At 55.3% G+C, this 26,569-nt stretch carries 28 protein-coding genes; 12 read left to right on the top strand and 16 right to left on the bottom strand.

All coding sequences use genetic code 11. The annotated features are described in order from the left end of the window. Positions 1–36: 36 nt before the first annotated feature. Both ASE07_RS12935 and ASE07_RS12930 read right to left on the bottom strand, forming a co-directional pair. Positions 37–1,002 (bottom strand): TIGR01777 family oxidoreductase, encoded by a 966-nt coding sequence (locus ASE07_RS12935; protein ID WP_057291249.1) that lies wholly within the window; start codon positions 1,000–1,002, stop codon positions 37–39. Between the two features lie 118 nt (positions 1,003–1,120). Then, the gene (locus ASE07_RS12930) at positions 1,121–1,663 is read right to left on the bottom strand and encodes a GbsR/MarR family transcriptional regulator (protein WP_057291248.1); all 543 of its coding nucleotides are present in this window, start codon (positions 1,661–1,663) and stop codon (positions 1,121–1,123) included. 236 nt (positions 1,664–1,899) lie between these two features. Between ASE07_RS12930 and ASE07_RS12925 the strand changes: the two genes are divergently transcribed. Continuing rightward, positions 1,900–2,475: an Rrf2 family transcriptional regulator gene (locus tag ASE07_RS12925; protein ID WP_082584122.1), complete on the top strand. Its 576-nt coding sequence runs from the start codon at positions 1,900–1,902 to the stop codon at positions 2,473–2,475. Here ASE07_RS12925 and ASE07_RS12920 read toward each other — a convergent pair whose 3' ends face one another. Beyond that, positions 2,476–2,829: a PilZ domain-containing protein gene (locus ASE07_RS12920; RefSeq protein ID WP_057291246.1), complete on the bottom strand. Its 354-nt coding sequence runs from the start codon at positions 2,827–2,829 to the stop codon at positions 2,476–2,478. A gap of 128 nt (positions 2,830–2,957) precedes the next feature. Next, positions 2,958–4,214: an NTP/NDP exchange transporter gene (locus ASE07_RS12915; RefSeq protein WP_057291245.1), complete on the bottom strand. Its 1,257-nt coding sequence runs from the start codon at positions 4,212–4,214 to the stop codon at positions 2,958–2,960. A gap of 200 nt (positions 4,215–4,414) precedes the next feature. Here ASE07_RS12915 and ASE07_RS12910 point away from each other — a divergent pair, with 200 nt between their 5' ends. Next, entirely contained in the window at positions 4,415–4,594 is a 180-nt protein-coding gene (locus ASE07_RS12910; RefSeq protein WP_057291244.1) for a hypothetical protein, read from the top strand. Between the two features lie 108 nt (positions 4,595–4,702). On the opposite strand, the gene ASE07_RS12905 is transcribed toward ASE07_RS12910, so the two are convergent. Both ASE07_RS12905 and ASE07_RS12900 read right to left on the bottom strand, forming a co-directional pair. Then, positions 4,703–5,041 carry a hypothetical protein gene (locus ASE07_RS12905; RefSeq protein WP_235548453.1) on the bottom strand — a complete coding sequence of 113 codons (339 nt, stop codon included), beginning with the start codon at positions 5,039–5,041 and terminating at the stop codon, positions 4,703–4,705. Between the two features lie 222 nt (positions 5,042–5,263). Beyond that, complete coding sequence (locus ASE07_RS12900) at positions 5,264–5,749, bottom strand: hypothetical protein (protein ID WP_057291243.1); 486 nt, start codon at positions 5,747–5,749, stop codon at positions 5,264–5,266. 518 nt (positions 5,750–6,267) lie between these two features. Here ASE07_RS12900 and ASE07_RS12895 point away from each other — a divergent pair. Then, positions 6,268–6,771 carry a hypothetical protein gene (locus ASE07_RS12895; RefSeq protein ID WP_057291242.1) on the top strand — a complete coding sequence of 168 codons (504 nt, stop codon included), beginning with the start codon at positions 6,268–6,270 and terminating at the stop codon, positions 6,769–6,771. A 60-nt stretch (positions 6,772–6,831) separates the two neighbouring features. Here the strand turns inward: ASE07_RS12895 and ASE07_RS12890 are convergent, their stop codons facing one another. Both ASE07_RS12890 and ASE07_RS12885 read right to left on the bottom strand, forming a co-directional pair. Beyond that, positions 6,832–7,644 carry an IclR family transcriptional regulator gene (locus ASE07_RS12890; protein WP_057291241.1) on the bottom strand — a complete coding sequence of 271 codons (813 nt, stop codon included), beginning with the start codon at positions 7,642–7,644 and terminating at the stop codon, positions 6,832–6,834. 143 nt (positions 7,645–7,787) lie between these two features. Continuing rightward, positions 7,788–8,780: a Bug family tripartite tricarboxylate transporter substrate binding protein gene (locus ASE07_RS12885; RefSeq protein WP_057291240.1), complete on the bottom strand. Its 993-nt coding sequence runs from the start codon at positions 8,778–8,780 to the stop codon at positions 7,788–7,790. A gap of 345 nt (positions 8,781–9,125) precedes the next feature. On the opposite strand from ASE07_RS12885, the gene ASE07_RS12880 reads away from it, so the two are divergent. The 9 genes from ASE07_RS12880 (at position 9,126) to ASE07_RS12845 (ending at position 19,850) form a co-directional block, all read left to right on the top strand. Continuing rightward, entirely contained in the window at positions 9,126–9,989 is an 864-nt protein-coding gene (locus ASE07_RS12880) for a branched-chain amino acid ABC transporter permease (protein ID WP_057291260.1), read from the top strand. A gap of 2 nt (positions 9,990–9,991) precedes the next feature. After that, positions 9,992–11,017: a branched-chain amino acid ABC transporter permease gene (locus ASE07_RS12875; protein WP_057291239.1), complete on the top strand. Its 1,026-nt coding sequence runs from the start codon at positions 9,992–9,994 to the stop codon at positions 11,015–11,017. Beyond that, complete coding sequence (locus ASE07_RS12870; RefSeq protein WP_057291238.1) at positions 11,010–11,774, top strand: ABC transporter ATP-binding protein; 765 nt, start codon at positions 11,010–11,012, stop codon at positions 11,772–11,774. The genes ASE07_RS12875 and ASE07_RS12870 overlap by 8 nt, the downstream gene beginning before the upstream one ends. Next, the gene (locus tag ASE07_RS12865; RefSeq protein WP_057291237.1) at positions 11,761–12,468 is read left to right on the top strand and encodes an ABC transporter ATP-binding protein; all 708 of its coding nucleotides are present in this window, start codon (positions 11,761–11,763) and stop codon (positions 12,466–12,468) included. The genes ASE07_RS12870 and ASE07_RS12865 overlap by 14 nt, the downstream gene beginning before the upstream one ends. A 77-nt stretch (positions 12,469–12,545) precedes the next feature. Beyond that, a complete protein-coding gene (locus ASE07_RS12860) occupies positions 12,546–13,721 on the top strand; it encodes an ABC transporter substrate-binding protein (protein WP_057291236.1) in 1,176 nt (391 codons plus the stop codon). A 682-nt stretch (positions 13,722–14,403) separates the two neighbouring features. Beyond that, positions 14,404–15,558 (top strand): hypothetical protein, encoded by a 1,155-nt coding sequence (locus ASE07_RS12855; protein ID WP_156396594.1) that lies wholly within the window; start codon positions 14,404–14,406, stop codon positions 15,556–15,558. Positions 15,559–15,824: 266 nt separating this feature from the next. Then, complete coding sequence (locus ASE07_RS28800; RefSeq protein ID WP_156396592.1) at positions 15,825–16,226, top strand: hypothetical protein; 402 nt, start codon at positions 15,825–15,827, stop codon at positions 16,224–16,226. A 13-nt stretch (positions 16,227–16,239) separates the two neighbouring features. Next, positions 16,240–17,415: a glycosyltransferase gene (locus tag ASE07_RS12850; protein WP_057291234.1), complete on the top strand. Its 1,176-nt coding sequence runs from the start codon at positions 16,240–16,242 to the stop codon at positions 17,413–17,415. A 206-nt stretch (positions 17,416–17,621) separates the two neighbouring features. Next, on the top strand, positions 17,622–19,850 hold the full coding sequence (locus tag ASE07_RS12845; protein ID WP_057291259.1) for a family 1 glycosylhydrolase: 2,229 nt from the start codon (positions 17,622–17,624) through the stop codon (positions 19,848–19,850). A gap of 138 nt (positions 19,851–19,988) precedes the next feature. On the opposite strand, the gene ASE07_RS12840 is transcribed toward ASE07_RS12845, so the two are convergent. The 8 genes from ASE07_RS12840 to ASE07_RS12800 all read right to left on the bottom strand — a co-directional run bounded on the left by ASE07_RS12840 (position 19,989) and on the right by ASE07_RS12800 (position 26,413). Beyond that, positions 19,989–20,336 (bottom strand): hypothetical protein, encoded by a 348-nt coding sequence (locus ASE07_RS12840; protein WP_057291233.1) that lies wholly within the window; start codon positions 20,334–20,336, stop codon positions 19,989–19,991. 130 nt (positions 20,337–20,466) lie between these two features. After that, on the bottom strand, positions 20,467–20,667 hold the full coding sequence (locus ASE07_RS12835) for a hypothetical protein (RefSeq protein ID WP_057291232.1): 201 nt from the start codon (positions 20,665–20,667) through the stop codon (positions 20,467–20,469). Positions 20,668–21,114: 447 nt separating this feature from the next. Next, the gene (locus tag ASE07_RS12825) at positions 21,115–21,489 is read right to left on the bottom strand and encodes a PilZ domain-containing protein (protein WP_156396590.1); all 375 of its coding nucleotides are present in this window, start codon (positions 21,487–21,489) and stop codon (positions 21,115–21,117) included. A gap of 254 nt (positions 21,490–21,743) precedes the next feature. After that, on the bottom strand, positions 21,744–22,082 hold the full coding sequence (locus tag ASE07_RS12820; protein WP_057291229.1) for a BON domain-containing protein: 339 nt from the start codon (positions 22,080–22,082) through the stop codon (positions 21,744–21,746). 109 nt (positions 22,083–22,191) lie between these two features. Continuing rightward, positions 22,192–22,350 carry a hypothetical protein gene (locus ASE07_RS28795; RefSeq protein WP_156396588.1) on the bottom strand — a complete coding sequence of 53 codons (159 nt, stop codon included), beginning with the start codon at positions 22,348–22,350 and terminating at the stop codon, positions 22,192–22,194. Between the two features lie 712 nt (positions 22,351–23,062). Then, a complete protein-coding gene (locus tag ASE07_RS12810) occupies positions 23,063–24,061 on the bottom strand; it encodes a Bug family tripartite tricarboxylate transporter substrate binding protein (RefSeq protein WP_057291227.1) in 999 nt (332 codons plus the stop codon). 35 nt (positions 24,062–24,096) lie between these two features. Next, positions 24,097–25,314: an ABC transporter substrate-binding protein gene (locus ASE07_RS12805; protein ID WP_057291226.1), complete on the bottom strand. Its 1,218-nt coding sequence runs from the start codon at positions 25,312–25,314 to the stop codon at positions 24,097–24,099. A 49-nt stretch (positions 25,315–25,363) separates the two neighbouring features. Continuing rightward, on the bottom strand, positions 25,364–26,413 hold the full coding sequence (locus tag ASE07_RS12800; RefSeq protein ID WP_057291225.1) for a cyclase family protein: 1,050 nt from the start codon (positions 26,411–26,413) through the stop codon (positions 25,364–25,366). Positions 26,414–26,569 lie beyond the last annotated feature (156 nt).

The raw sequence follows: 26,569 nt of genomic DNA, 5'->3' as shown, positions 1-26,569 counted from the left end.
TTCCGCTCTCCCGATACCGGACCGCGCTCGTTCACCTTATGCTCCGACGTTTGAAGGCGACTGCTCGGCGCCATAAAGGCTGGTCAATGCCTTGTGAAGGTCCGGGTAGATAAAGCTGAAGCCTTCCGCGGTTAACCGTTCCGGTACAACACGTTGTCCTTCCAGTAACAGGTCTGCCTGTTCGCCCAGCACCAGGCGCATCGGAAGCCCCGGTGTTGGCATGAAAGAGGGGCGCCGCACAATGCCTGCTGCAATCCGGCTGAATTCCGCCTGAGTCACCGTTTCCGGTGCCGTGAAGTTATACGCCATGACACCTTCATGGTTGTTCTTCCATAGATGTGCCATGGCGCGCAGCAGGTCGTGCACATGGATCCATGATAAGTACTGACGTCCTCCGCCCAGTGGCCCGCCGATGCCAAGTCTGATCGGTAGCATCATCATGGGCAGGGCACCCTGGCGTCCAAGTACGAGGCCAAAGCGCATGCAGGCCACGGACACGCCGTAACGGCTGGCTTCTCCGGCAGCGGCTTCCCACTCGCGACAAAGATCTGACATGAAAATCGGCTGCGGCGGACTGTTTTCCGTCAACGCGGAATGATCGTCGCGGCGTTGGATGCCGTAGTAGCCGATGGCCGAGGCGGACAGCAGCAAACGCGGTTTCCGTTGCGCCCCGGCGATCCATTTCACCAGCGACTGGGTCAGCCCGATGCGACTGCCGCGCAGCACCTTCTTGCGCTCAGCGGTCCAGCGTCGGCCAAGGATACGCGCACCGGCCAGATTGATCATCACATCGATGGCCTGCGTAACCGGCACTTCGCCCATGCTGGCAATGCAAGTCACCTGGTTATTGAACATCCACGCCGCTTTTTTCGGATCGCGGCTCAGGATAAATACGTGGTGACCGTCCGCGAGCAGTGCAGGCACCAGCAACTGGCCGATAAATCCGGTGGCACCGGTGACCAGAACTGTTTCAGGACGATCGCCGAAATGAATCGCTGGCATAACTTTCTCCCATGGGACAAACTGATTGAGGTGATCGAATGCGCCCTTTCCCTATCGGGCCAGGTTACAAGCTTTCCTGCCTGTCCAGGGAGAAGGGCGATTGAATATGTGAATCTTATTAATTTCCGTCCTTGTCGTCCGTACCAAGAAATCTGGCCACTGTTCCGCCCATTTTCAGCAAGCGCTTGAGTGTTGCAGGGGGCAGTCGTTTGTAGTCTTCGTAAGTAGCCGAGAGCATTTCCATGAAAGCGAGTACCTGTTCCATCTTTGCGCGCGTGGCTGCTTCCAGGTCGACATCGTTGTTGGCATTCATCGCGCAATCACGCAGGACGGTCAGCGTAGGGTCAATTTCGCGGCGCTTACGTTCTTCCATGATGACCCGGAAGATTTCCCAAACGTCCTGGAGCGCCACAAAGTGATCGCGCCGGTCTCCGGCAAGGTGGCTAATGCGTACCAGACCCCAGCTCTGTAATTCCTTGAGGCTGGTGCTGACATTCGATCGGGCCACGCCAAGGGTTTCCGCAATGTCTTCAGCCGGCAAAGGCTGGTTGGCAAGGAAAAGTAAAGCATGGATCTGGGCGACAGTGCGGTTGACACCCCATCGGGTACCCATTTCGCCCCAATGAAGGATGTACTTTTGCATGGTCGGGCTTAGGTGCATAAGGATATTCTCTCTTTTCATTAATTTCTGTCATTACAGAAATTAAAGGCGATATAGCGTCCGTCGTCAATGTTTTTACGCCAAAGTGCCCAAAGCGCTTTGCCATACCCGTCCGAATCCGTACGAATAATCGCTACTTATGCCTTATCCGCATAGTTTCATGCGGATAAGGCATTGGATTTGCTGCACTGCGTTCGCCTACGCTGCGGCATTGTCTTTCCGCTAACGAGATCAACATGTCCCAACCTAAGAGTAATGAGTACTTGCTTGGAAATTCAAGTCTGCATTTGCAGCTATCGACTGCGCTTGCCGTGATGACCCATCTGATTTGCAACGTTTCACGCCCGCCCAGCGCGCAGCAAATGTCGGAATCGATGGAATTATCGTCGCGCCATCTACGTAAGCTGTTGCGGATCCTGAGTGCCGGCGGTCTGCTCCAGCCGCATCCTTCCCGTTCCGATACATGGATATGCCCGCATCCGCCTCATTCGATTTCACTCGCGGATATTTATCAGTGCCTCACGAGGGGCGACGATGACAGCACTGTGCCATTCATCCCGCCGCCGCAAGTGGATGCCGTCGGATCGAGCGCGGACCTGCTGATGATGCAGGCCACCATGGCGATTAACCAGATCGTGGTGCAGCAGCTGCAAAGATTTGACCTCGGGCGACTGAAAGCGGCGGAAAATGCCATGCTGTTTACTGCTGCGCTTCGTCGAAAAGCATGGTCGAAGGTCGGTAAAACGGTGGAGGCAGGTGACGACGGCGTCTTGCTGGAATTACCCCTCGGCCTCGACCGCGACGCTGCCTGATCAGCGGTGCTGTGCGAGCACCGGTTCGGGCATGCTAAGAAATTCGGCGATACAAGCTTCGCTATAGGTATCCATGTCGATAAACCGTATGCCGCTGCGGAACAGACCCCGGTCTGTCGGTACACTGTACACGACCGTACCCCAGGCATTAATCCGGCGCCGGCTATGTGGCACGTCGACTGCTAGGGCATGGTTTTTCAGCACAGGGAGCGCTTGTGCGCCAAGGATGGCTATGCCTCCCATGGACAAATCAATGGTCATGTAGGGCGACGAGGTGTGGTCGAGCAATAGCCTTGCGCTAAAAAGGGCGGGTTTTCTGGTATGACTGCGGCGTTCGAAAGCGATAAAGGACACTGGGCAACTCCTGATTTCCAGCGGGAAATATAGTCGCTTGACCCCAGTCGTGATTGATACCCGTCAACACTTGACGTGTTTTAGCAGAATCAACCGGTGTCCCCAGTCCAGCGTTATCTCAGAGTTATCTATTTGTCAGTTCGGCGGTCGAAGCGTATGCCGGTACGGAACGCGGCGACAAGCCATACCAGCACGGCGGGGAGCCCAACCAGCAGCACTGCGCTCCATCCGGCACCGCGAACAAGATTGATTAGCCATGCACTGGCCGCGTCATTTGCCCGGTAGACGGTGGTATCGATAAAATTCTTGGCCTTGAAGCGGCCTTCGGGTCCGATAGTCGTGTAAATCATTTCGCGCCCAGGTTTTCCAAACGCGTATTCACTTGCCCTGTGCAGTATTTGTATTGCCGCAAATCCGATCAGGGTCGGCCGGATACCCAACACAACAAGTCCAGCCAGCATCAGGACTGGCGCAATACTTAGGGCCAGGGCAAGTCCTGCATGCCTGACGACAAAGCGGGTTCCCGCGAGCTGCAGGCCAAAGGCAAGGAGATTGACTGCAAGGTCCACCGAGGCGAAGAAGGTCTTGCGCTCACCGGAACTGGCGTAGTGTTGGCCGGCCAGACTAATAATTTCAACATAGAGGACGGTTGAGACCGTAGTCAGGCAAATGACGAGCAGCGCAATTCCGCGCAACTCCGGCAATTTCAGCGTCAGCGGCACGCCTGCGACGATGGACCCGCCCACTGGCCGCAAGCTTGTCCCGTTATCTCCCGGGGATGCGTTTCGTAACGCCATCATGCATATCGTCGCCAGAAAGATCAACCCGGCAGAAGTCGCCAGCAAAGTGGATGTACTCACGTAGCGGGCAACAAGCGCGGTTATTGCCGGCCCGGCCATCGCTCCCACTGTGCCGCCGGCGGCGATCATGCCATAGCGACGCTGCGCTTCCTGCGCATTAAACGCATCGCTTACGTTGCTCCAGAAAAGGGAAACGACAAAAAGATTAAAGACACTGAGCCAAATGAAAAAAGCCGCGGCCGTCCATGCATTGCCTTCGGCTCTGAACGCCGCGCAGAACCCAAGCAGGTTCAGGACAAGGAACCCGTAACATACTGGCAGTATGGCGTTACGGCGCGCATGATGGACAACGGCGCCAAACAAGGGTATCACCGCGAGCGTGCACAGAAAGGTTCCGGTGAAAAGCCAATGCAGGCGGTCGGCGCCGAAGCGTACGGCCATATCATCGCGCACCGGACGCAGCATGGTGTAGCTACATAGCAGGAGAAAGAAGGCAAGGACGGCGTAGCCAGTACGGAGCCATTCGTGGTGCAGGACCGTGCGCAATCCCTCCGGGTCGTCGGACTTCGAGGACAAATGTTTCATGCTGGCTCCGCTGGACTTTCCACACGGGTTGACCGGTACGCCGACGGTGCAGGTAGCGTGGCACCCAGCCGGAAAAAATGTATGGCCCTTTACAAACTTTGTCTGACGGCGTTTGTCACACTACTGAAGCACCCGCTGTCGGTTTGCGTCTCCGCAAATCAATTCAATCACCACTCTTACTGCATCCATAAGGAAACTGAATGTCCTATACCGCGCAAGCCGTACCTGTCGATGAACTGGAAAATCTTCTCCAGCGTTGGGAATCCAGTATCGATGTCGCGGATATTGCTGGTGACGATGCGCGTGAATCCGTACGTGCCTTCACAATGCAGAAATGCATCGAAGAACTCAGGGAAACACTCGGGAAGCATCAGGCATAATCTCGCGTTCACCCCTCAACGCCGTTGGTTACATCGACGACGTACACCGGCACTCGTCATCCTGCCGGTTGCCATGGCCTGTTCCAACACATCACTGCGATCATTTATTCATAAAGGCCTTACATGAATGAATGAATCGCTGATCCGATATTTCTGGCGCCGATCACCCATCAAGTCACGTAATTCGCGAATACTCAGGTTCGTTACCTCATGCATGCGAATCAGCAAGGACGCGCGTACCGGCACGCGTTTATGTCGGATCTTGCTGATGACAGGAGGGGCGACCTCCAGCGTCCGCGACAGGGCGGCATCGTTCTTCAGTTGCAGTCTGTCGATCAGCGAATCCAGGAGGCGGTTTGGGTCGTAAGTCGTTGCCGTGGGGTTACCTGCAGGACTGTGTTTCCGGTGATCGTCCTGCGTTCCGTTACTGTTGCTCTGGTCACTCATTAAGGCTCCGGTCGTGCATCGTTTATCAAGTTTTTGGATCAGATGCACTGACCTTCAGGAACGACAAAACGTTCACTGTAGTGTACGGATTTCTTGGGTGAATTTATTGCATGCGCCGAAGCGGTATTGCCCGTCAACAGAAATAAGCTGACCACATAGCGTCGCTAACTCTTACTTCCTTCTTCGCTTCTCCTGTTGACGGTTCCGCTGCCGGGATACTGATTACTGGCTCTTGTTCCCGGCCTTGGGTGTAGCGCTGGTGGTTTCGTTTTCACCTGTCGGGCTCATCTTTCCACTGCGATTGGAACTGGTTTTGCCACTGGCACTCTTGGTGTTTGCCTCACCGCCACCGCTCGCTCCCGAGGACATGCTGCCGCTCGATGAATTGCTGCTGCCCGAGGACATGCCGCTGTCTGAGGATTTGCTCGAATGCGATTTGCTTGAGTGAGATTTACCGGACATCGATTTGCCAGAAGTGGAGTCGCTGCCGGAAGAACCGCTGGCCGACGGCTTCTTGGTGGCACTGGTCGTCTCATTTTCACCTGTCGGGCTCATCTGGCCAGCGCGATTGGCATCAGTCTTTCCGCCTGCGCTCTTGGTGGTCGCATCCGCTGCGCCGCTGGAGCTTGAAGTTTGCGCCTGGACCGATGCAGTCCCCATGGAAAGAAGGAATGCGGATACCGCGAGGGAAAGTAGTTTCGTTTGCATGTCATGTCTCCTTGGAACGTAAAGGGGTTAAGTTGTTGAAGTAGGGCACTCCGGAAAAGCATGCCGTTATATCTCTCGCAAGATTTGCGCCAGAGGCTTTCACGACAGACAGGAGCGGCTAATGCAATATTTACGCGCTACGAAACGACTGTACGGAAAAGTTTATACACCGCTGCTACCACAGGGGCGGGAGCGGCAACAAGAGGATGATTGCAAGCCAGTTGATAATGCCTATACTGAGGGAACAGATTGTCCGCGTGAAGGAGCACACCATGCGACATCATCTTTACTATCTGCTTCCGGATATCGACAGCGCACGCCGTGCACTTGATGAAATGCGCTTCGCCGGCGAGACACCCGGCGTGCCGATCTTTCCATGAGCCGTTTGTTTCCTTAAGGCGAGATTAACTCGTCATCGTCCGATAATGAATGAAATGTGATCGCTAATTGATCAGTGATAAGCAGATTTAATCAGGCATGGACCGGGGTTGGGTGCGGTCATTTCCAAGGAGGTAATCATGCAATTGCATCTTCCACTGCATAGATGGCGTGCTCACGCGCCTGACTGGCGCGCAGCGATCGCGTCCGGCCTGGTTGCCGGTGCTGCCCTTATGGTGCTCGAGCTGTTCTGGTCAATGACTTCGCTCGGTTCTTCGCCTTGGGCGATGTCTCATAAGATCGCTGCTATCAGTATGGGAAGCGGCGTGTTGCAATCGTCCGAATTTAATGTCGGCATCGTAACTGTCGCATTGATTACCCATTACATCCTCGGAGTCGTCTTCGCAATTATCATAGCCGCCCTCATTGAATCGTTCGGTTGGGATACGAGTCCGGGAACAGTATTGTTTGCGGGTGGCGTATTTGGACTGATACTTTATCTGTTCAACTTCTTTGTGATGGTGGGTGTGTTCCCGTGGTTCGCCGAGATGCGAGGCTGGGCTGCCGTGATGGGGCACCTGTTGTTCGGCATGATCGCCAGCGGAATGTATCTGCAGCTGGGTCGGCATCACTCCACGCCTTGAGCGGCGCCTTGGAACAGGTGATAAAGCTAAGTGACGCGGCTTTTCCTGACCGGCACCCGCTCACGAGAAAGATGAAGACTCCAGCTTCCTGGCCATCGCCAGGAGCTTGGGCCGCACTTCCATGAGCAGATATTCTTTCGTGAGACTAAAGGACGGACCGCCACAGTTCATCACCATGGTCGGTATCGTGCCCGCTGTACGGAAAGCAACGGCAATGCCGTTGACGTCCTTCTGCCATTCGCCGAACGAGGTGGTACAGCCGTATTGCATGAAATCTTCGACACCGCGCGCGATGCCCTGACGTATCGCGTCGGCGGCGGAATCATCCAGTTCGTGGGCCAGCTTTAGAATGGCATTGCGTTCCTGCTCCGAAGCGCTTGCCAAATAGGCGCGTCCAATCGCCGAAGTTGCCAGCGGGATCCGTGAACCGACCTGCATCGTCAGGGCAAGCGTGGCGGTGCTGCGCGCGACTTCCGTATAAATCACCGATAAGCGATCGCGTACACCCAGCGCCAGCGTGGCCTTGGCCTGATCGGCAAGTTCCTGCATCAGGGGGCGCGCATATTGCCGAATGTCCATCCGCGCCAGCATGGAACTGCCCAGTGCCAGTGTGGCGGTGCCCAAAGCGTAGCGACCGCCCGGCTCGACCTGTGTCAGATAACCCCGCTTCGACAGAGTGTAGGCAATTCGCGTGACAGTCGATTTCGGCAGGCCACAGCGCTCGGAGATTTGCTGATTACTGAGAGAGGTATCGCCCGACCGGAAGCAGGCAAGCACGTCGAGTCCACGTGCCAGCGCGGTAATGAAATATCGATCCTCCGCAGATTTGCCTTCATCTGGAGCGGGCAGAGCGTTGCCGTCGGAAGCAGTCATGTGATATCGAAAATACGCATCGTGCGCAGGTGCGCGGGCAGGGCAGCAATACCCTGATCAAGGAGCCAAACTTTACCTTTGCCGTATGTGCCGGCGCGTAGCAAAACGCCGGTACATACGGGTTAATTTAAAACGTATTCAGATTATTCGGCCTTTGCCCCGGAATCTTTAACCACCTTACTCCACTTGGCAATTTCGCTGCGCTGGTAGGTCGCCAATTCTTCCGGTGTCGAACCAATCGGTTCCAGGCCAATGTCGAGCAGACGTTTCGATGCGTCCGGCGACTTCAGAATCTTGCTGACCTCTGCCTGCAATTTGTCGACGATGGGTTTGGGGACACCGGGTGCCGCAAACAGCGCAAACCACGACACTGCCTCAAACCCCGGCAGGCCGCCTTCAGCAATGGTCGGAATATCCGGCGCCGCCGGTGAACGCTTTGCGCTGGTCACGCCAAGCGCTTTCAGCTTACCTTCACGGACCAAGGGCAGGCTGGAGGGCATGTTGTCGAACATCATGGTAACCCTTCCGCCGAGGAGGTCAGGAATCGCACTGGCACGGCCCTTATAGGGCACATGCTGCATGTCGATTCCGGTTTGCGTCTTGAACAACTCCCCTGAGACATGGATGGACGTGCCCGAACCGGAAGAAGCAAATGTCATCTTGCCTTCTTTCTTGCCGAGTTCAATGAATTCCTTCAAATTTTTGACCGGCACGTTGTTGTGCACTACCAGCATGTTCGGCGTCGTTGCGAGCAGGCTGATCGGCGTAAAGTCCTTGACCATATCGTAAGGCATCTTCTGGTATAGCGCGCCGTTGATCGCATGCGTACCTACTGTGCCGACCACCAGGTTGTAGCCATCAGGCGGTGCCTTTGCCACGACATCGGCACCGATATTGCCGCCCGCGCCCGGCTTATTGTCCACGACCACCGGTTGGCCCCAGGCAGCGGAGAGCCGGTCTGCCAGCATGCGCCCGATGATATCCGGGGCGCCACCCGGCGTAAAGGTCACGATGATGTGGATCGGCTTGTTTGGATAGGTCTGAGCTGGCGACTGCGCGTTCGCTGCGTTCGAAGCGACAGCTAGCAGTGCGGCAGCAGCAACTGGAGCCAGGCGAGAAAAGAAACGGGTAATCATGTTGTCTCCTTAGTGAGTTATTTATACACAACTTGCGATGCACTTTCTCCATGTCTTGATCGGCAACCGGGAACGCTGTGTTTTTCACAGCGAAACAGTATTCTGCACCGGCGTTCCAGGAATTAGCCCTACGGTCTCAATCGCATCCTGCCAGCGAAAGCCGGCCTCTGCAAGCGTTGTGATAGGTCAAGGCAACGTGATTTATGTTTCGCACAGCGGAACAACGTTCCAAAAGCGTTGACACCGTCGGCCGTTTTGATTAGCGTTGCAACAACCAACACGGCACAGACTGTGAACCATGCATTGTCGCCAAGCAGCGGCAATCACCTACAAGGAGACAAGGTTTTGGATTTGCTTTTTCAACAGGTCCTTAACGGACTAACGCTTGGCGGCGTCTATAGCCTGGTGGCGCTGGGACTGACACTGGTCTACGGCATTCTTCACGTACCCAACTTTGCACATGGCGCCTTCTACATGGTTGGTGCCTACGCGGCGTTCATTCTGATGGGCAAGCTGGGACTCAACTACTGGCTTGCCATGGTGGGCGCTGCGGGGGTTGTGGCGATTCTGGCTGTGATAGCGGAACGCCTGGTATTTCACCCGCTGCGAAATGCTCCCGGCCTGCATCACATGATCGCCGCGATCGGTATCCTGCTGTTCCTGGAGTCAGGCGCACAAGCACTTTTCGGGGCTGACTTTCAGCGCATGCAAACACCTTATACCGGCATCATGGAGTTTTCGGGCCTGATCATGCCGGTCCAGCGCATGCTGATCGTCGTTGCTGCCTTCGGATTGATGGTGGCGTTGCATCTGTTCCTGAAAAAAACCATTACCGGCTCAACCATCATTGCGATGGCGCAGAACCGCGATGGTGCCGCCCTGGTCGGCATCGATCCAAACCGTGTAGCCATGCTGACGTTTGCGATTTCCGGCATTCTCGCCGCAGTTGCGGCAACCCTTTATGCACCGATCAATCTGGTGTATCCGGCAATGGGCAACCTGGTGATTACCAAGGCTTTCGTGATCATCGTGCTTGGCGGCATGGGCAGCGTTCCCGGCGCCATAGTCGGGGGTCTCATCATCGGTTTTGCGGAGGCCTTTGGCGCCTTCTACATCTCGACCGACTACAAGGACATTATCGCCTTCGTGCTGTTGGTGGTCATTCTCTCGGTACGACCGGAAGGCCTGTTCACTAAAGGAGTGCGATAAACATGAAATTCATTGAAGGAAAAATCGGCTGGACACTGCTGCTTGTCCTCGCACTGCTATTCCCTGTGTTCGCAGGCAATGATTATCTGCTTACCGTGATGTCGCTCGCCTACATCTACGCCATCGCCACGATCGGCCTGAACCTGATTACCGGTTATACCGGCCAGTTCAATCTGGCCCACGCCGGGTTCATGGCGGTGGGTGCATATACCGTCGGCATTCTCACCGTGGATCACCACGTTCCATTCTGGATCGCTTTTGCGCTGTCGGGTTTCGTAGCGACCGCGCTCGGCTTTTTTGTCGGACTCGTTTCGCTCAGGCTGAAAGGGCACTTCTTTTCCATCTTTACGCTGTGCGTCGGGTACATCATGTATCTGCTGATCGAAAAATGGGAGAGCCTGACCCATGGAACCGTCGGGATTATCGGCATTCCGGCTCCCGAGTCGATCGCCGGCATTGATTTCGAGACGCCGCGTGCGCAGTACTATCTGGTGTTGTTCTTTCTCGTGCTGAGCGTCTGGGTAATGCAGCGTATCGTTACTTCCTTGCTTGGGCGCACCTTCATGGCGGTTCGCAACAGTGATGATCTGGCGGAAGCGCTCGGCATCAACCTGATGCGCAACAAACTGCTGGCCTTCATGCTGTCGGTGTTCTACGCAGGCCTTGCCGGCGGCTTGTATGCCGGCTCGGTGCGCTTTCTCGGTCCTGGCCTCGCCGGTGTTGAACATACTTTTGATATGACCATGTTCATGCTGATCGGCGGCATTGGCACCCTGTTCGGCCCCCTGCTCGGGTCGATCTCCATGCCATGGCTCACCCAGTACCTGCAGTTCCTGCAGGATTACCGTTTCATTGTCTTCGGTCCGATCCTGGTATTGCTGGTGATTTTCTTGCCTAACGGCATCGTAGGCTCCTATGTGGCCTGGAAAACGCGCAACGCATCGCGCAAGGCGGACGCACTTGCCACGTCGACGCGGCCAACGGCGGCCGGTGCGCCAACAAAGCGGGAGGGCACGTCCCATGCTTAAGATTGAATCCCTGACCAAGCGTTTCGGCGGCCTGACCGCAGTACATGATGTCTCCACGACCGTCGAGAAAGGCAAGATCAACGCGATCATCGGCCCGAACGGTGCGGGCAAGACGACCTTCTTCAACCTCGTCAGCGGCGCAATGCCGCCGACTTCGGGGCGCATTATCTTTAACGGCGAAGATGTCACACGCTTGCGTGCGGACCAAATGGCATGTCTTGGCATTGCCCGGACGTTCCAGAGTACCAGTCTGTTTGATCGTGCCACTGTGTTGGACAACCTGATCGTTGGCCACCGATTGCGCACCCGATCCACACTGGCCGATGTCTTGCTGGGTACGCGCCGTTTAAAGGAGGAAGAGGCGCGATGCCGCGAGAAAGCCCGTGACGCGCTTGATTTCGTCGGCTTGTCGCATGTGGCGCATCGCATCGCCGGCGATATTTCTCAAGAAGAGCGCAAACGGGTCGCGTTCGCACTCGCCTTGTCCACCGATCCGACGCTGGTCCTGCTCGACGAGCCTGCCGGCGGCGTCAATCCAGAGGAAACCGTCGGTCTGTCCGACCTGATCCGCAAGATGGTAAAAAGCGGCCTGACGGTCTGCCTCATCGAACACAAGATGAACATGATCATGAGCATTGCGGACAAGATCATGGTCCTTAGCTACGGCGAGAAGATTGCCGAAGGCACGCCGGATGAAATCCGTTCCAATCCGGTCGTCATCGAAGCTTATCTCGGGAGCGAACATGCTGCAGCTTGATAATATCTCCGTGAACTACGGCGGGTTCCGCGCGCTCGACAATGTCAGTATCCATGCGAAAGAGGGTGAGTTAGTGGTGCTGCTTGGCGCCAATGGTGCCGGCAAGAGCTCGATCTTCCTGACCATCAGTGGGTTGAACAAGGCATCCACCGGGAGCATCCGTTTCGGCGGCAAGGAGCTGGTCGGCATGAAGCCGTCCAGCATCGTGCATGACGGCGTCGTGCATTGCCCTGAAGGTCGCAAGCTTTTTCCCGGCATGTCCGTGCTCAAAAACTTGCTTCTGGGCGCTTATGTACATCGTGCCGACAAGGCAGGCGTCAATCGGACGCTGGAAGAAGTGTTCTCGCTATTTCCGATTCTGCATGAGAAGCGCGAGGTGAATGCCGGTTCGCTCTCAGGCGGGCAACAGCAAATGGTCGCCATAGGACGTGCGTTGATGGGACGCCCCAAAGCGCTGTTGCTCGACGAACCCTCGCTCGGACTCGCACCGTTGGTGGTCAAGCAGGTATTCGAAGTGATCCAGAAGATCAATCAGGCGGGCACCACCGTTCTGCTGGCGGAACAAAACGCCTATGCCGCGCTCAAGATTGCCAGCCGAGCCTATGTCATCGAAAGCGGACGCATTGTGATGGAAGGTGACCGTGATGAATTGCTCAACAATGAACAGGTTCGCAAGGCATACATCGGAGCATAAATAGATTTAAACAGAACTACAGGAAACACAGTAACACAGAGAGCAGACCAACACCCTTACTGAACAGGAGACAAGCAATGATCAAGCAACCAGGCAAGCTTACCCGACTATTTGCGTCCATGGCCATGGGCCTTGCGATGAGTACCGTCGCTTTCGCGCAGGAAGTCGTCAAGATCGGCTATTCCGGTCCACTGAGCGGAGGTGCCGCACTCTATGGCAAGAACGTTCTGTCCGGCATGGAGATGGCTGTTAACGAGATCAATGCCAAGGGCTTCGAAGTCGGCGGCAAAAAATACAAGCTTGAAATTGTGTCGCTGGACGATCAGTACAACCCCAGCCAGACCGGCATCAACGTTCAGCGCCTGATCCAGCAGCACAAGACGCCTGCAGTGCTCGTCCCGCACTCGGGCGGAATCTTTGCAGTACAGGCATTCAATGAAAAATCGAATGTCCTGCTACTCGCTTATACCAGCCTGCCGCAAGTCACCGCGCGCGGGAACAAGCTGACGATCCGTATCCCACCGGAATTCACCGGCTACATCGACCCCTTCGTCAAGACCACCATGACGAAGTATGGCAAGAACGCAGCCATTGCCAACGCGGACCACGATTATGCCAAGGCATGGACTGCCGCCTTCAAGCCCGCCTGGGAAGCCGCTGGCGGCAAGATCGTTGCGGAGAATCCGATGTCCTATAACAAGGCCACCGACTTCTACAGCGGCGTGTCGCGTGTACTGCAGGCCAAACCGGATGTACTTTTCATTGGCGGCGCGTCCGAGCCGACCGCACTGGTCGCCAAACAGGCACGGGAACTTGGTTTCAAGGGCGGCTTCATTATCATCGACCAAGCGAAGATGGATGAAATGGCAAAGGTCATCGGTGGCTATGGTCCGCTGGAGGGTTCGATCGGCGTGTTGCCGCTGGTAGAAGACACACGGCCGGATGCCAAGGGTTTTGTCGATCGTTTCCGCAAATTGAATCCGGGTCGCGACCCAAGCTCCGAAGTGTCGCTGAACTACACGGCAGTACACGCCGCCGCCAATGCCATGAAGCTGGCAAATTCAGTGACCGATCCAGTAGCGATTCGCGCCCAGATGAACAAGGCATTCAAGACGCTGCCAGCCGAGTACAACCCCAACGATATCGACGGGGTGAATGAGGTTGGCGGCTCGCTGGCTAATACCTACGTCGCTACGATTGAAGGCGGCAAGGTCAAGGCCTTGAATCTGCGCAGCCTGGCGGAGAATAAGTAAGTAACCGGATTGGACTTGCTGGCGAAGTCTCTTCCTGACTAAAAAACGGCATGAACTGCTCCCCGCAGTCCATGCCGTTTTTCAATTGAACCAGTTCAATATTTCGTTTGTGGCATCAATCAAGCCAGGTTCAAAAGCACGCACTGAAGAAGTCAGACATCGACCTTGTCCGGCGCTTCTGGTATCTCAACTTTCCTTGCAATGTTGAGATGACCGCACAGCGCGGTCCCGGCATCACAGGCAATGTCGTCTGGAGCCTTCGCCGTCGATAGCGTTATATCAACGCATTAGATTGAAGCCCATCGGTTTTCTGCGCGTGCTGCCTTCTGCCCTCTGCCTTCTGTCTCCAGCCTTGTGGTCAATGTACGGTGCCGGGCGTGCCTGGTGGCTTTGCAAAAGATGAATCACCATTTCCTCCTCCTCGTGGTTCGCCTACAACGTCAAGTCGACTTGCGCGCATTTCGCCGGCGCTCAACCTCTCGCGCTTGAGACACATCAAGCATTGCGCATCGGGCACAGACAACACTAAACATCTGTTCGCGAATCTCGGCGTCACAGTAATCCGGAGAGAAATTCAGGGAGCTGTTCATTCGCTTCACGCACCTTGCCGCATGTAGACCTCAGCTCTCCTCAAGGACGTGTTGATCTTTCGTTTTGGAGAATAGATATCATGGTTGGAAGTGTGAAGTACCTCTCAGCATTAGGCATTGTGCTGATGCTGGCCGCATGTGGCGGTGGTGACGTCAATGACATAGCTTCATCCAATGGTGCTAATGGCGCTGGCGGATCGTCGACGCAACTCCGCCCGACGGTCTATACGTCTGAAGGCAGAGTTTTTAATAGCTGTAGCCTGAGTCCGGCTTGTTCCGGCAATCCCTATGCGCCATTCTTTGCAGGAGCCAATGCAGCACCGGCAAACGGTGCCACAGTAAGTGGAATTGTGCGAATAGAAATCAATGGCAATGAAATTGCCAATGCCGAGCTGTTACCTGCTTCAGGGTATATGCCACGCTTCGGAATTTTCAATATCACTGGGGACAAGACACGTGCATGGCTCGATCTTGATACAAGCTCGTTGCCAAACGGCCCGTTCAATGTACGTGCCAGCGCATTCAACGTTCCGGCAGGCCAGCCAGGCGCGCTTGAGATCGTCGCCATGTCGGCGCGTACCTGGAATATCAATAATCCCGTGCCACCATCAGGCATGTTTTCGGCGACACTAACTTCTGCGCCGGCTGACGGCGGAACGATCAGTGGCATCACCCGGCTGGAATTGCGGGGCAGCGGCATTGCGAACGCCGAGTTGCTGCCTGCGAGCGGCTATGCGCCGACCTACGGTACGTTTAATGTATCGGCTGACCGGACCATGGCATGGCTGGATTTTGATAGCCGATCGTTGCCGGACGGTGTAAAGGATTTCAGGATCAGTGCCTATAACGTGACACAGGGTCAACCCGGTGCAAGCGAAATCGTCGTCATGCCGGCGCGACGCTGGAATATTCAGAATGGCTCGGTTCAGCCCTCAGATGTGCCGTTTACCGCAATGGTGACGATGGCTCCGCCGCATGGGTCGATTATCAGCGGCCGTATTCGTCTTGAAGTGCGTGGCAGCGGCCTGCAAAATGTGGAGCTTTTACCGGCCAGCAGCTATACGCCTCGGCTTGGCGTTTTTGAAATTTCATTCGACCGGAAGTTTGCATGGCTTGAGGTAGAGACCTCCACCTTGCCAGCAGGTGTATTGAACGCGCGCATCAGCGCATTCAACGTCGCGGCAGGGCAACCTGGAGCAAGCGAAATCATTGCCATGCCCGCACGCCAGTGGGACGTGAGGTATTAAGATATTTGGGCAGTAAGCTTTTCCGCCTTGGATGGCTGGAAAGCTACGCTGCTGGAAAGCTACGCTGTGTGTGGCTAACAGTGAGTGCCGGCTGAATTCAGCCGGCACTGTCTTATCGAGTGGCAGTTTCACCGCTTTACATTTAGTTCCTGCTAATCAGCCTTTGCTTGATATACAACATGGATTGTTAATTCCTATTACCTTTGCTTCTCTCTATGTCTGTTAGCAGACGGTACCGGGAGGTGAAGTCGGTGAGGATTTCAGCAATGGCAAATCCTCACCCTCACAAATTTTCACGCCATGGCCAGTTAAGGCCTGTCGGCGCGATCCGCCCAAGGTCTTTCAGCACTTCTATCGTCACCACGATCAAGCGCATCGTGGCTCATCGCGAAATGGGACAAGCACAAGTCCTTCAAGACCAAATCGGGCAAGACGCGTTGTCCATGCCATCCCAACGACTACCTACAAGATTTTCAAAAGGGAATTCGTTGCGACGCCGCAAGGGCTTAAAAAGTGTAACGAATTTTATCGGCGTAGCGTTGTCTGTTTTATATGGTGCGTCGAATCAAATTTCCAACTGTCCATCCCATGTTGCGAAAGACTTTGCGTACCAATCCCGAGGGCGGGGGCTTGCAATGAAAGAACTATTTACCAGGAGTCTGATATGAAGGCGGAGCTTGCATGAATTCAATAATCGTATTTTCACATTTGCGTTGGGATTTTGTTTACCAGCGGCCTCAGCATCTACTTTCCAGATTAGCCGATAAATACCGGATCGTGTTCTTCGAAGAGCCTGAATTTCGTGAAGGTCCGGCCGCGATCAAGACATCAAGACCTTTGCCCAATCTGACTGTCTGCCGTCCCGTCACACCCGTTGACAAGCCTGGGTTTCACGATGACCAACTTCCCTACCTGCGGCAAATGGTCAGGGAATTGGGTGACGAGCATGAAGACCCTTATGTCTGGTTTTATACACCGATGGCACTTCCCTTACTGGAAGAACTGCAACCACGACGCGTCATCTATGACTGCATGGACGAACTGAGCGCCTTCAAAAATCCGCCCACCCATTTGCTCGAGCGGGAAGACGCTTTGCTCAAACGCGCCGACATCGTGTTTACAGGCGGACCAAGCCTGTTTCAGGCCAAGAAGCACCGCAATCCGAACGTCCATTGCTTCCCAAGCAGCGTCGACATCATCCATTTTCGCCAGGCGCTCGACCGGAACATCGCATTGCCTTCGCAAAAGCAACTTGGCCAGCCTCGCCTCGGCTTTTATGGCGTCATTGACGAGCGTTTCGATCCGGAGATTGTGCGGCAGATGGCGGAGGTCCATCCTGAATGGCAGATTGTGCTGGTGGGACCTGTCGTTAAGATTGACCCCGAAACCTTACCTCAGCGCGCAAATATCAGCTACATGGGGCAGCAGTCGTATACGGTGTTACCGCAATTCCTTGCGGCCTGGGACGTATGCCTGATGCCGTTCGCGATGAATGAATCGACAAAATTCATCAGCCCGACCAAGTCGCTTGAATACATGGCGGCGGAACTGCCAATTGTCAGTACGCCGGTCAAGGATGTGGTGGACCTGCATAGCGACGTGGTGACGATTGCCTCTACGCCGGCCGAGTTCATCGCAGCATGTGAAAGAGCATTGAACATGGCCGCGGATGAAAAGCTGAAGATGATCCGCATGATGCGCGACAAGTTGTCCCGGACGTCCTGGACTGTCACGGCGGAGTCCATGTACACGCTGCTGGAGCAGCTTGACGAACAGGACGTGGCAGAGAATGCCGCGCGATTTGCCGTCGCCGCGAAAGCATCCGACGCGACACGGGCAAAGAGCGTGCGCAAATAAGCGAACCAGGAGATACGGCGAAGCCGGCTTTGCAGCCGACTGCAGATAGCAGGAGGAATGGGTGTACGCCGTTCTCCCTGTTTGCTTCATCAATTTTTATATTTTCATCTTCTATGTGAAGTCTGGCGGGATGATCCGCAGGGCAGCGCATTGCCGTTTTCAGGACAAGCAAGTAAAGACGCATGATTAAACAAGCACACAAAAATATGAATTCAGAAATCGACTTATGGGGCGGGCTTGAATGCACCGTCAATCGGGTGCTGGACCAGTATTTCAGCCAGATGGAACGGAACGGCCATGCGGCGCGCACTGACGATCTTGAACGATTTGCGTCGTTGGGAATTCGTGCGATTCGTTATCCGGTACTGTGGGAACGCACCGCGCCGGACGGGCTTGATACTGCGGACTGGTCATGGCCCGACGAAAGGCTGCCTGCGCTGCAAAAGCTTGGTGTGACGCCCATCGTCGGCCTCGTTCACCATGGCAGCGGGCCGCGACACACGAGCCTGATCGACCCTGGTTTCGCGGAGGGGCTCGCCGAATTTGCGGGCGCAGTGGCAAGACGTTATCCATGGATTGAATACTACACACCGGTCAACGAACCGCTCACCACGGCACGCTTCAGCGGACTCTACGGCGTGTGGTATCCGCACGGCAGGGATGAACGCAGCTTCATACAGGCGCTTGTCAATCAGTGCCGCGCCGTGGTGTTGTCGATGCGTGCGATACGCGAAGTCAATCCCAATGCGAAACTTGTGCAGACAGATGATCTGGGGAAAACCTACAGCACCTCGGAGATGGCTGAACTGACGACCTTCTATAACGAACGTCGCTGGCTTTCCTGGGACCTGTTGTGCGGCAAGGTCGATGAGAACCATGCGCTGTGGGAATACCTTAGCAGTACAGGCGTTGAGACTTCCGAATTGCTCTGGTTTAAAGATAATCCATGCCCCCCGGATATTATCGGCGTGAATTACTACATTACGAGCGAACGGTGGCTCGACCATCGTGTGGACCGCTATCCCGAGCGTTACGTCGGAACGTACCGGAATTTTCATCATGCCGATATCGAAACGCCGCGTGCACTGGCCACACCGACGCCAGGCATTGGTCCCTTGTTGCAGGAGGCCTGGGGTCGTTACGGCTTGCCAATCGCGATCACCGAGGCGCACATTGATGCCAACCGTGAAGACCAACTGCGCTGGCTGCTGGAAATCTGGGAAGCCGCCCAGCAGGTACGGTGCAACGGCGTCGACGTGCGCGCAGTCACCGTTTGGGCTCTGCTTGGATCGTATGACTGGAATTGCCTCGTAACCGAGTGCCGCGGCTATTACGAGCCTGGCCCGTTTGATGTCCGCTCGGGGCATCCGCGTCCTACCGCAGTCGCATCCCTGATGCGCGAACTATCCGCAGGCCGCCCGTTGTCGCATCCGGTATTGCAAGGGCTGGGCTGGTGGCATCGGCCCGGGCGGTTCCTGTGTCCTCCTGTCGCCACCAGCGCAGCGGTTGCCTCATTTTCCTCCGAGCGTCTGCATGGTCGCCCGGGGGATGCACAACCAATACTGATTACGGGTGCCTCTGGAACGCTGGGGAGTGCGTTTGCGCGCATTTGCGAAGCACGCAGCCTTGCCTATCGAATCGTGAGCCGGCAAGAGATGGATATTGCCGACCCAGCTTCTGTCGAAAGTATCATCGTGCGTTACCGCCCTTGGGCAATCATCAATGCGGGTGGCTACGTGCGCGTCGATGACGCCGAGACGGACAGTGAGCGCTGCTTTCGGGAAAACACGCTTGGACCGTCTGTGCTGGCCATCGCTTGCGTGCGGCATCAGGTTCAACTGATGACATTTTCGAGCGACCTTGTTTTCGACGGTCGTCAGCAATCGCCATATATCGAAGGCGACAACGTGGCGCCGCTTAACATTTATGGTCGTAGCAAGGTCGAAGCGGAACGCAAGGTGCTGGACATGCTGCCGGAAGCACTAGTGATCCGCACCAGCGCATTTTTCGGTCCGTGGGACAGTCACAATTTTGTTGCGCAGGCTTTGAAATCCTTGCGTGCCGGATTGCCATTCGTCGCGGCGAATGACATGAAGGTGTCTCCGACCTATGTCCCGGATCTCGTGCATGCTTGCCTCGACCTGCTGATCGACAAGGAAAAGGGGATCTGGCACCTGACTAACGCGGAGCCGATCACCTGGGCCGATCTGGCGCACAGGGCCGGCACGATGGCAGGCATCGATACGAGTCGCCTGGAGCCGATGGCCTGCGCGCAGATGAATTATGCTGCGCCGAGGCCGAAGTATAGTGCGTTGCAAAGCGAGAAGGGCATTGCGTTGCCTCCTCTCGATGATGCATTGTCACGTTACCTTCGCTTGCAGGAAGAAGCAGCCGAACAAGACTATGGCGGTCAGGCGGCGCATGTCGGCGGCTAGCGGGGTTTCTGTGCAACGACGGTCTTGTCGGCCTTATACCAATTCCAACCTGTAACGTAACGAATGGGATCGATGGATTTTTGTGACTGGCAAGGCGCAGGCGGAGACGGAGACAATAGTTATGGGTTGGAATTGGTATTAGTCCGCCTTCTGGTCCGGACCGTCGGATAACTTGTCGAGCAGCAGCGTTAACTTGCTGCTCACCGCGTCCAGTGTCTGAGCAAGAAGTCCTAATTGACTTTCCAGGCGTTGCACCCGTAGTTCGAGATCCGAGGCTGTCGTCGCCGTCAGTCCGGGCGCCGTTTCCACGATCGGTGCGTCGGAACCACTCGAACCTGTCTTGCGTTGCTCCAGGATCCGTTCAAGTATCTTGAGCGCGGTTTCGTAATCGCCTTTGGTCTGATCAAGCAGATAACTGCAATGGGCCAGCGGCTCTCCGGTGATCTGGTGCAACCTCAGCGCCATTTGCGCATTGACTTCCTGCATGATGACCTCGATGGAATGGAATCGCTGCCACTATACTCCTCGGCTCTCCCATGCGCAGACCGTCTTGCGATATTTTGCAAACCGATGATAGTGACGTGATGCAGCAAATTGAACCGACTACGTTTCAGGATTAATCGTTCAGCGCAGCTTTTGCCGCTTCTTCCGGGGTCAGACCGTCATAAAACTGGTCGGTGAACCATTCGACCTGTTCTTCAATATGTTCCTGTGCCTGGGCCAGCGTAGCCCCGCCGGCAACGAGATATTTCTCTACTTCGGTACACCACTGTATTAATGCCAGGGTTTCCGGGTCGAGGGTTTCCTTCTTTGCCATGTTTGGCTCCTTGGTCGGTGATCCGACAGTTTTTTGATCATCGCATGCATGGGTACAAGCCCCCGCATGCGGTTGATACTGATCAGATGATTAATGCCATGGGCACGAGAAGGCACAGCAGCGCCAGCGTAGCAAGCGGCAGAAAGACAGAACGTCCTGGAGCCTGATACCTGGAGGAGGAAGATGTGTCAGACACGCGCGTTTCATTATCGCGTCCAAAAAGGCGGGCGTAATAGCGGTTATGGATGACGCGATATCGGTAATGCGAGTAACCGGCGCCAGTAAGAGCGAGCACTGCCAGCGCTGCCCATAATAAGATCAACAACATTTGAACGGCTTTAAGGGAAAGCCAAAGATTTTAGCACCATCTCGGGATTAAAAACGGGAGAGGCTGTAAAAGCACTGCTTGCCGATCCAGGTAAGCACGTAATACCCCAAAGCCGTCAGTTATTGTTGCCCCAAGCGTTGGAGCAAATGTCGGCTATACGCATCCATGTCGACAAAAGCAATACCGATACGATGTTGGACATTCTCCGAGTCGGCATAGTCGTAGACGACCGCTCCCCAAGCGTTGATGCGTCGCGTACCTTCCGGCATTTGTACCTCGAAAGCAATTGCACAACCCGTGCCGAGCGGCAGGGCCTGGTTGACCAGCACGCAAGCACCGCCCACTGATACGTCAATCGTTTCCACATCGAACGGGTGGTCACTGGATACCAGTAGCCTAGCCGGCAGCCGCAGCGGCGTTCTTGTGATCAGTCTTCGCTCAAGTTCGTCACGCATGCTTTTAAAGCGCGGTTCGGGCACAAGAGCTATAGCCAAGCCAATGCACCGGGATGGTAAGGGAACGTAATCTACGTCAGTTATAAGTTGCCAGTTTTCAGGAGGCGCTTATCTCATGCATGTTTCATGCCCATAAGAAAGACCTTCTGCGGCGCAATTATAGAGGCTTGTGGGCGTTGCCGTCCAAATCTAAAGCGATTGGGGTAAATGATAAAAGAATGACAACGCAATGCCTGCCAGTCGTCGCCGAAGCGGCGTCGACTGGCCTCCCGAGGCATGTCAGGCGAAAAGTTTTACTTGCAGGTCAGGCAGACGACGAGCTGGTTGTCCACTGCAACAACGCCAGGAACCGTTTTGGCGACGACTGGAGCCTTGCGGTATGCGGCAACGGACTTTACCTCGCCTTTGAGGGTGACCTTGCCTTGGGCGGTATCGACATTGTATTTCTGTCCGGCCGTATCGGGGTCCCCCTGCAAACTGTCTTTCACCTTTTGCGTGATCGTCGCATCCGTGTTCGTCGCGGAAGCTGCAGCCTGTGCAGGCGATGCAGATGTCGCGCTATTACCCATGCTGGCACATCCAGCGATCAGCACAGCGGAAATAAGCATGCCGGGCAGCAGAAAGATTTTCATTAGCGTCTCCTGAAAGTAGTGAGTGATTGCCCGTCTTGAGACGGAGCCGACCGTTAATTTACCGTAGACTCTTCAGACGTGCATGACGGCATGCAAAAGTTTTGCTTCTTCAATGCGAACGTTGATGTTGTACACCAGCATCGATGGTGCCATACACCTGTACGCCGGAACCGCTATTTCCCGTACGTGCATAGCCGCCGCAGCCGCTAACAAAGGGTACTAGAAGCAGCAAAAGGACTGCAGCTGCTTTATTGCTGATTTTCTTCATTGAGTCGCCTTTATTTAAACTGCACCGCGACCGAGGTGGGTGCCGTGGTGCGTTACAGATCACTCACGATAGGACAGTGTTGCGACATGAGGGTTGCGATAGGGCGGGAATGACGAGAATGAGGGGGAAAGAAGTGTAATTTCATTGCGATTTCTGAAGCTAATGCATTTCGACGCATAGATTACGTCCATCATCAATGATTTCCTTCGTCTGCTGGAACAACTCGATAACGGCGTCGTCACACAGTAAGCGATAGTCGTGCTGAATAAGCTGTGGCATGTACTGTGCATGCGCGTCGACCAGGACAGGAAAGGATACCAATGAAAAGCCTATTTATTTTTCTTTGCGTACTTACTCTTTCAGGCGGTGCCATGGCGGCAAGTCACACGGCGGCGCCTGATGAAGCGAGCGCTGCGGATAAGGCGAAGAGGTCGAAGCAGTCGGGGCATACGACTGCAAAATCGAAGGCGCCGCATCCCAATAAAAATGACAAGACAACGATGGACAAAGCTCGGCCGGCCACACCAGACGCCGGAAGCGCCGCCGGGGAGACAGGTGGGCCCGCAGCGACAGGCGGACATACCGGCTCGACCACCAACAAATCGAATAGCCCGGGCCCAGACAAGTAAGCATGGGGATTACGTCAGATCGTGCGGATAGCGGTGCCGATTTGTGTTAGTTGCAGGCACCGCCGACCAACTGGCAAAACGGCTTAATCAACCTTGGCGCCAGAGTCCTTCACGACTTTCGCCCACTTCTTGGTTTCGGCCTGGATATGAGCGGCAAATTGCTCCGGTGTATTGCCAACCGGCTCTGCGCCTTGCGCTACCATTTTCTCCTTCACTGCCGGGGAGGCGAGAGACTTGCTGATTTCCTGCTGCAACTTGGCGACGATTTCTTTAGGCGTGGCCGCCGGCGCTAGAATGCCGAACCAAGAACTGGCTTCGTAGCCGGTAAGATCACCACCGGTCTGCGCAATGGGTGGGACGTTCGGCAGTGCCGCAGATGGCTTGCTGCTCGTCACGCCAAGGGCTACGAGGCGACCGGACTTGATATGTCCAATGGCCGATGGGAGGTTGTCGAACATCAGGTCCGCCTGACCGCCAATGAGGTCGGCAATCGCAGGCGATGATCCACGGTACGGAACGTGCACCATGAAAGTCTTGGTCTGCGTCTTGAACAATTCACCGGCCAGGTGAATCGATGTGCCATTGCCGGACGATGCCATATTGAGTTTTCCCGGATGCGCTTTGGCATAGCTTAAAAAGCTCTTGACGTCGGTGATCTGGTTCTTTTCAGCGAAGGCTTTATTCAAGACAAGAACATTCGGCACCGCTGCCACCAGGGTGACAGGGGCAAAGTCCTTGATCGGGTCGTACGGAAGTTTCGGATAAAGTGACTGATTGATGCCATGTGTACCGACTGTTCCCATCAGCAAGGTATAACCGTCCGGTGCCGCATGCGCGACCAGTTGGGTCCCGATATTGCCGCCAGCACCCGGACGGTTATCAATGATCACTTGCTGACCCAGTGATTTGGTCAACTCCGCACCGACTGCACGAGCAAGAATGTCGGTGGTGCCGCCCGGTGCAAACGGCACGACGATCGTAATCGGCTTGGTCGGATAGTTTTGTGCGGAGGCGCTACCGGCGGCAAAGGCCAGCGTAGTAAAAACTGCCGCGCAGAGGCGACGCATTATGCGGGGGTTCATAGTTAATTCATCCTCAAAAGAATAGTTCGGTAAATTTATTTCCTGACTAGCGGGCATGTGGAAGCCGACAGCGGCTGGAATGCCTTGTCGGCTGGCACGACCGACACTTCCTTGTAATAGTCCCAGGGATAGCGTGATTCGGAAGGCTTCTTGACTTCGAATAGATACATATCATGGACCATACGGCCATCTTCACGGATGCGGCCGTTCTTTGCAAAGAAATCGTTGATTGGTGTCTGCTTCATTTTAGTCATAACGGCCGCGGTTTCATCCGTTCCGCTTGCCTGGACTGCCTTGAGGTAGTGCATGACGGACGAATACAGGCCGGCCTGGCTCATGTTGGGCATCTTCTTGGTTTTTTCAAAGAAGCGGCGGGCCCATTTGCGCGTATCGTCGTCACGGTCCCAGTAGAACCCGGTAGTCAGCAACATGCCTTGTGCCGCCTCCAGGCCTAGCGTATTGACATCGTTGATGTACACCAGCAAACCGGCAAGGCGTTGCTTGCCATCAGCAGTCAGTTTGAATTCCTGCGCGCCCTTGACGGCATTGATGGTGTCGCCTCCGGCATTAGCCAGTCCGACTACTTTGGCGCCGGACGATTGCGCACGCAATAAAAACGATGAGAAATCCGATGCATTGAGAGGATGGCGGACCGCGCCGATTACCTTGCCCCCGTTTGATGTAATGACGTCGGTTGCATCCTTTTCCAGCGTCGAGCCAAAGGTATAGTCAGCCGTCAGGAAAAACCAACTGTCCCCGCCCTTGGCGACAACTGCGCGGGCGGTGGAATTGGCCAGCGCATAGGTATCGTAGGCATAGTGCACCGTTACCGCGCTACATGCATCGTTGGTCAGCCGTACCGAGCCGGGACCGCTGAATACGGCGATTTTGTTTTTCTCTTTTGCAATCGGAGCGACCGCCAGGGCAGGGCCGGATGCAGCCACATCAAGAATCGCATCCACCTTGTCCCGATCGAACCATTCACGGGCCTTATTTGCGGCGATATCGGCCTTGTTCTGGTGATCGGCATAGACCAGCTGGATGGGTTTGCCCAGTACCTTGCCGCCGAAGTCGTCGATCGCCATTTGGGCTGCCGTGACGCTTCCGGTGCCGGTAATGTCAGCGTACAGGCTGGACATGTCGAGGAGTAGTCCGATGCGGACCGCATCATCGGAAATGCCGGGAGCCGTCTGCGCATGTGCGGCGGCGGAAAACAATAACGTGAAGCTTGCTGCAACGAGTCGTTTCTTCATTGTTGTCTCCGTATTGAATCGGTGTTGCCAACGTTTTTTTATGTTTTATTCAGACAGTCGCGATCGGTGTTACCGGTGAGCCCACTGCACCCGGCAGGCGAAGCGGTGGAGCGGTGAGCATAAATCGATGCCGGCCATGCTGATGGAGCCACTCCGCAAGGTCGTGCAGATACCACAGCTCGCCGAGTGGTATGCCGAGCTTGAAAAGACAATGGTGGTGCAGCGGAAGAATGGATTTTTTGCCGTGCATTTCAGTTGCGGGATAAGCCTCAACCGCATAGTTGTCAGCGCAGATTGCGGCAATGCCGGAATCGCTGATCCATTCCAGCAAGCGAGCGTCGCGCCCGTTCATGACGCTGCAGGTGTGATGCAGGACATCCGGATCCGGCTTGCCATCCATTCGTACGACCGCCTCTGCAAAGCCGGTACGCAGCACCAGGAAGTCTCCCCTTTCGACAGTGACGCCGTCGGCCTGCATGACTTCCTGCAATTCGTCGAAGCCGATCAGTTTGCGTTCGTCTCCGAAATGACGTGCGAGATCGACCAGCACACCACGGCCCTGCATGCCGTGGACCGCCATGTTTTCGATGCCCAGAGCTTCCGCGAAAGAGAGATTCGGCCCATCGCAGCCGCAGCCGCTTTCCTCTTCTCCCTGGCCGTAATGCATGGGCCCCTTGATATGCTCATCGGCGCGAAAACCGTTGTAGTACACGGTCTCTTCTACACCATCGCCATCCGCATCAAAACGTGCGCCTACATGCGCGAGTGAATCCCACTGTGTCGAATACTGCAGGCAAATCAGTACCTGGTCGTCAGATACGATATCGATACTGTCCCGGTCTATTCTCGCCATGGGGAAGTTGACGACAGGTTTGCCTTCGCGATAAGTAGGTTCAAGCCGTGGCGGATGCCTGCGTGTATTGAGCAGGTTTCCTCCCGGGAGGTTGAGCGGAAGCGATAGGCAAAAGCTGCGCCCCTCGCGGACTTCGGCGGCTCCTTTCAGGATCTGTTCCCGGCCGATCAGGTTGACGCGGCCTAACTGGTCATCAGGGCCGAAGTCGCCCCAGTTAGCCCCTTGCGGACGGTTCTTCCAGCGCATGGTTTGTCTCCTCTTTTTGCTTTGTTTTGAATGCATGTTTCATCATGCCGACGCCATTGCTGAAGGCTTTGTCTGTAGTCGATTCTCCAGCAAAAAATGACCATTTCCGTGGCGATTAAAGCGCAAACACGCGTACCCATTTTGACGGTCAACTTA

This window comes from Noviherbaspirillum sp. Root189 (assembly GCF_001428545.1).
GTDB lineage: Bacteria > Pseudomonadota > Gammaproteobacteria > Burkholderiales > Burkholderiaceae_D > Noviherbaspirillum.
The sequence above is the reverse complement of the archived record's forward strand: the minus strand, read 5'-3'. Positions and strand labels throughout refer to the sequence as shown.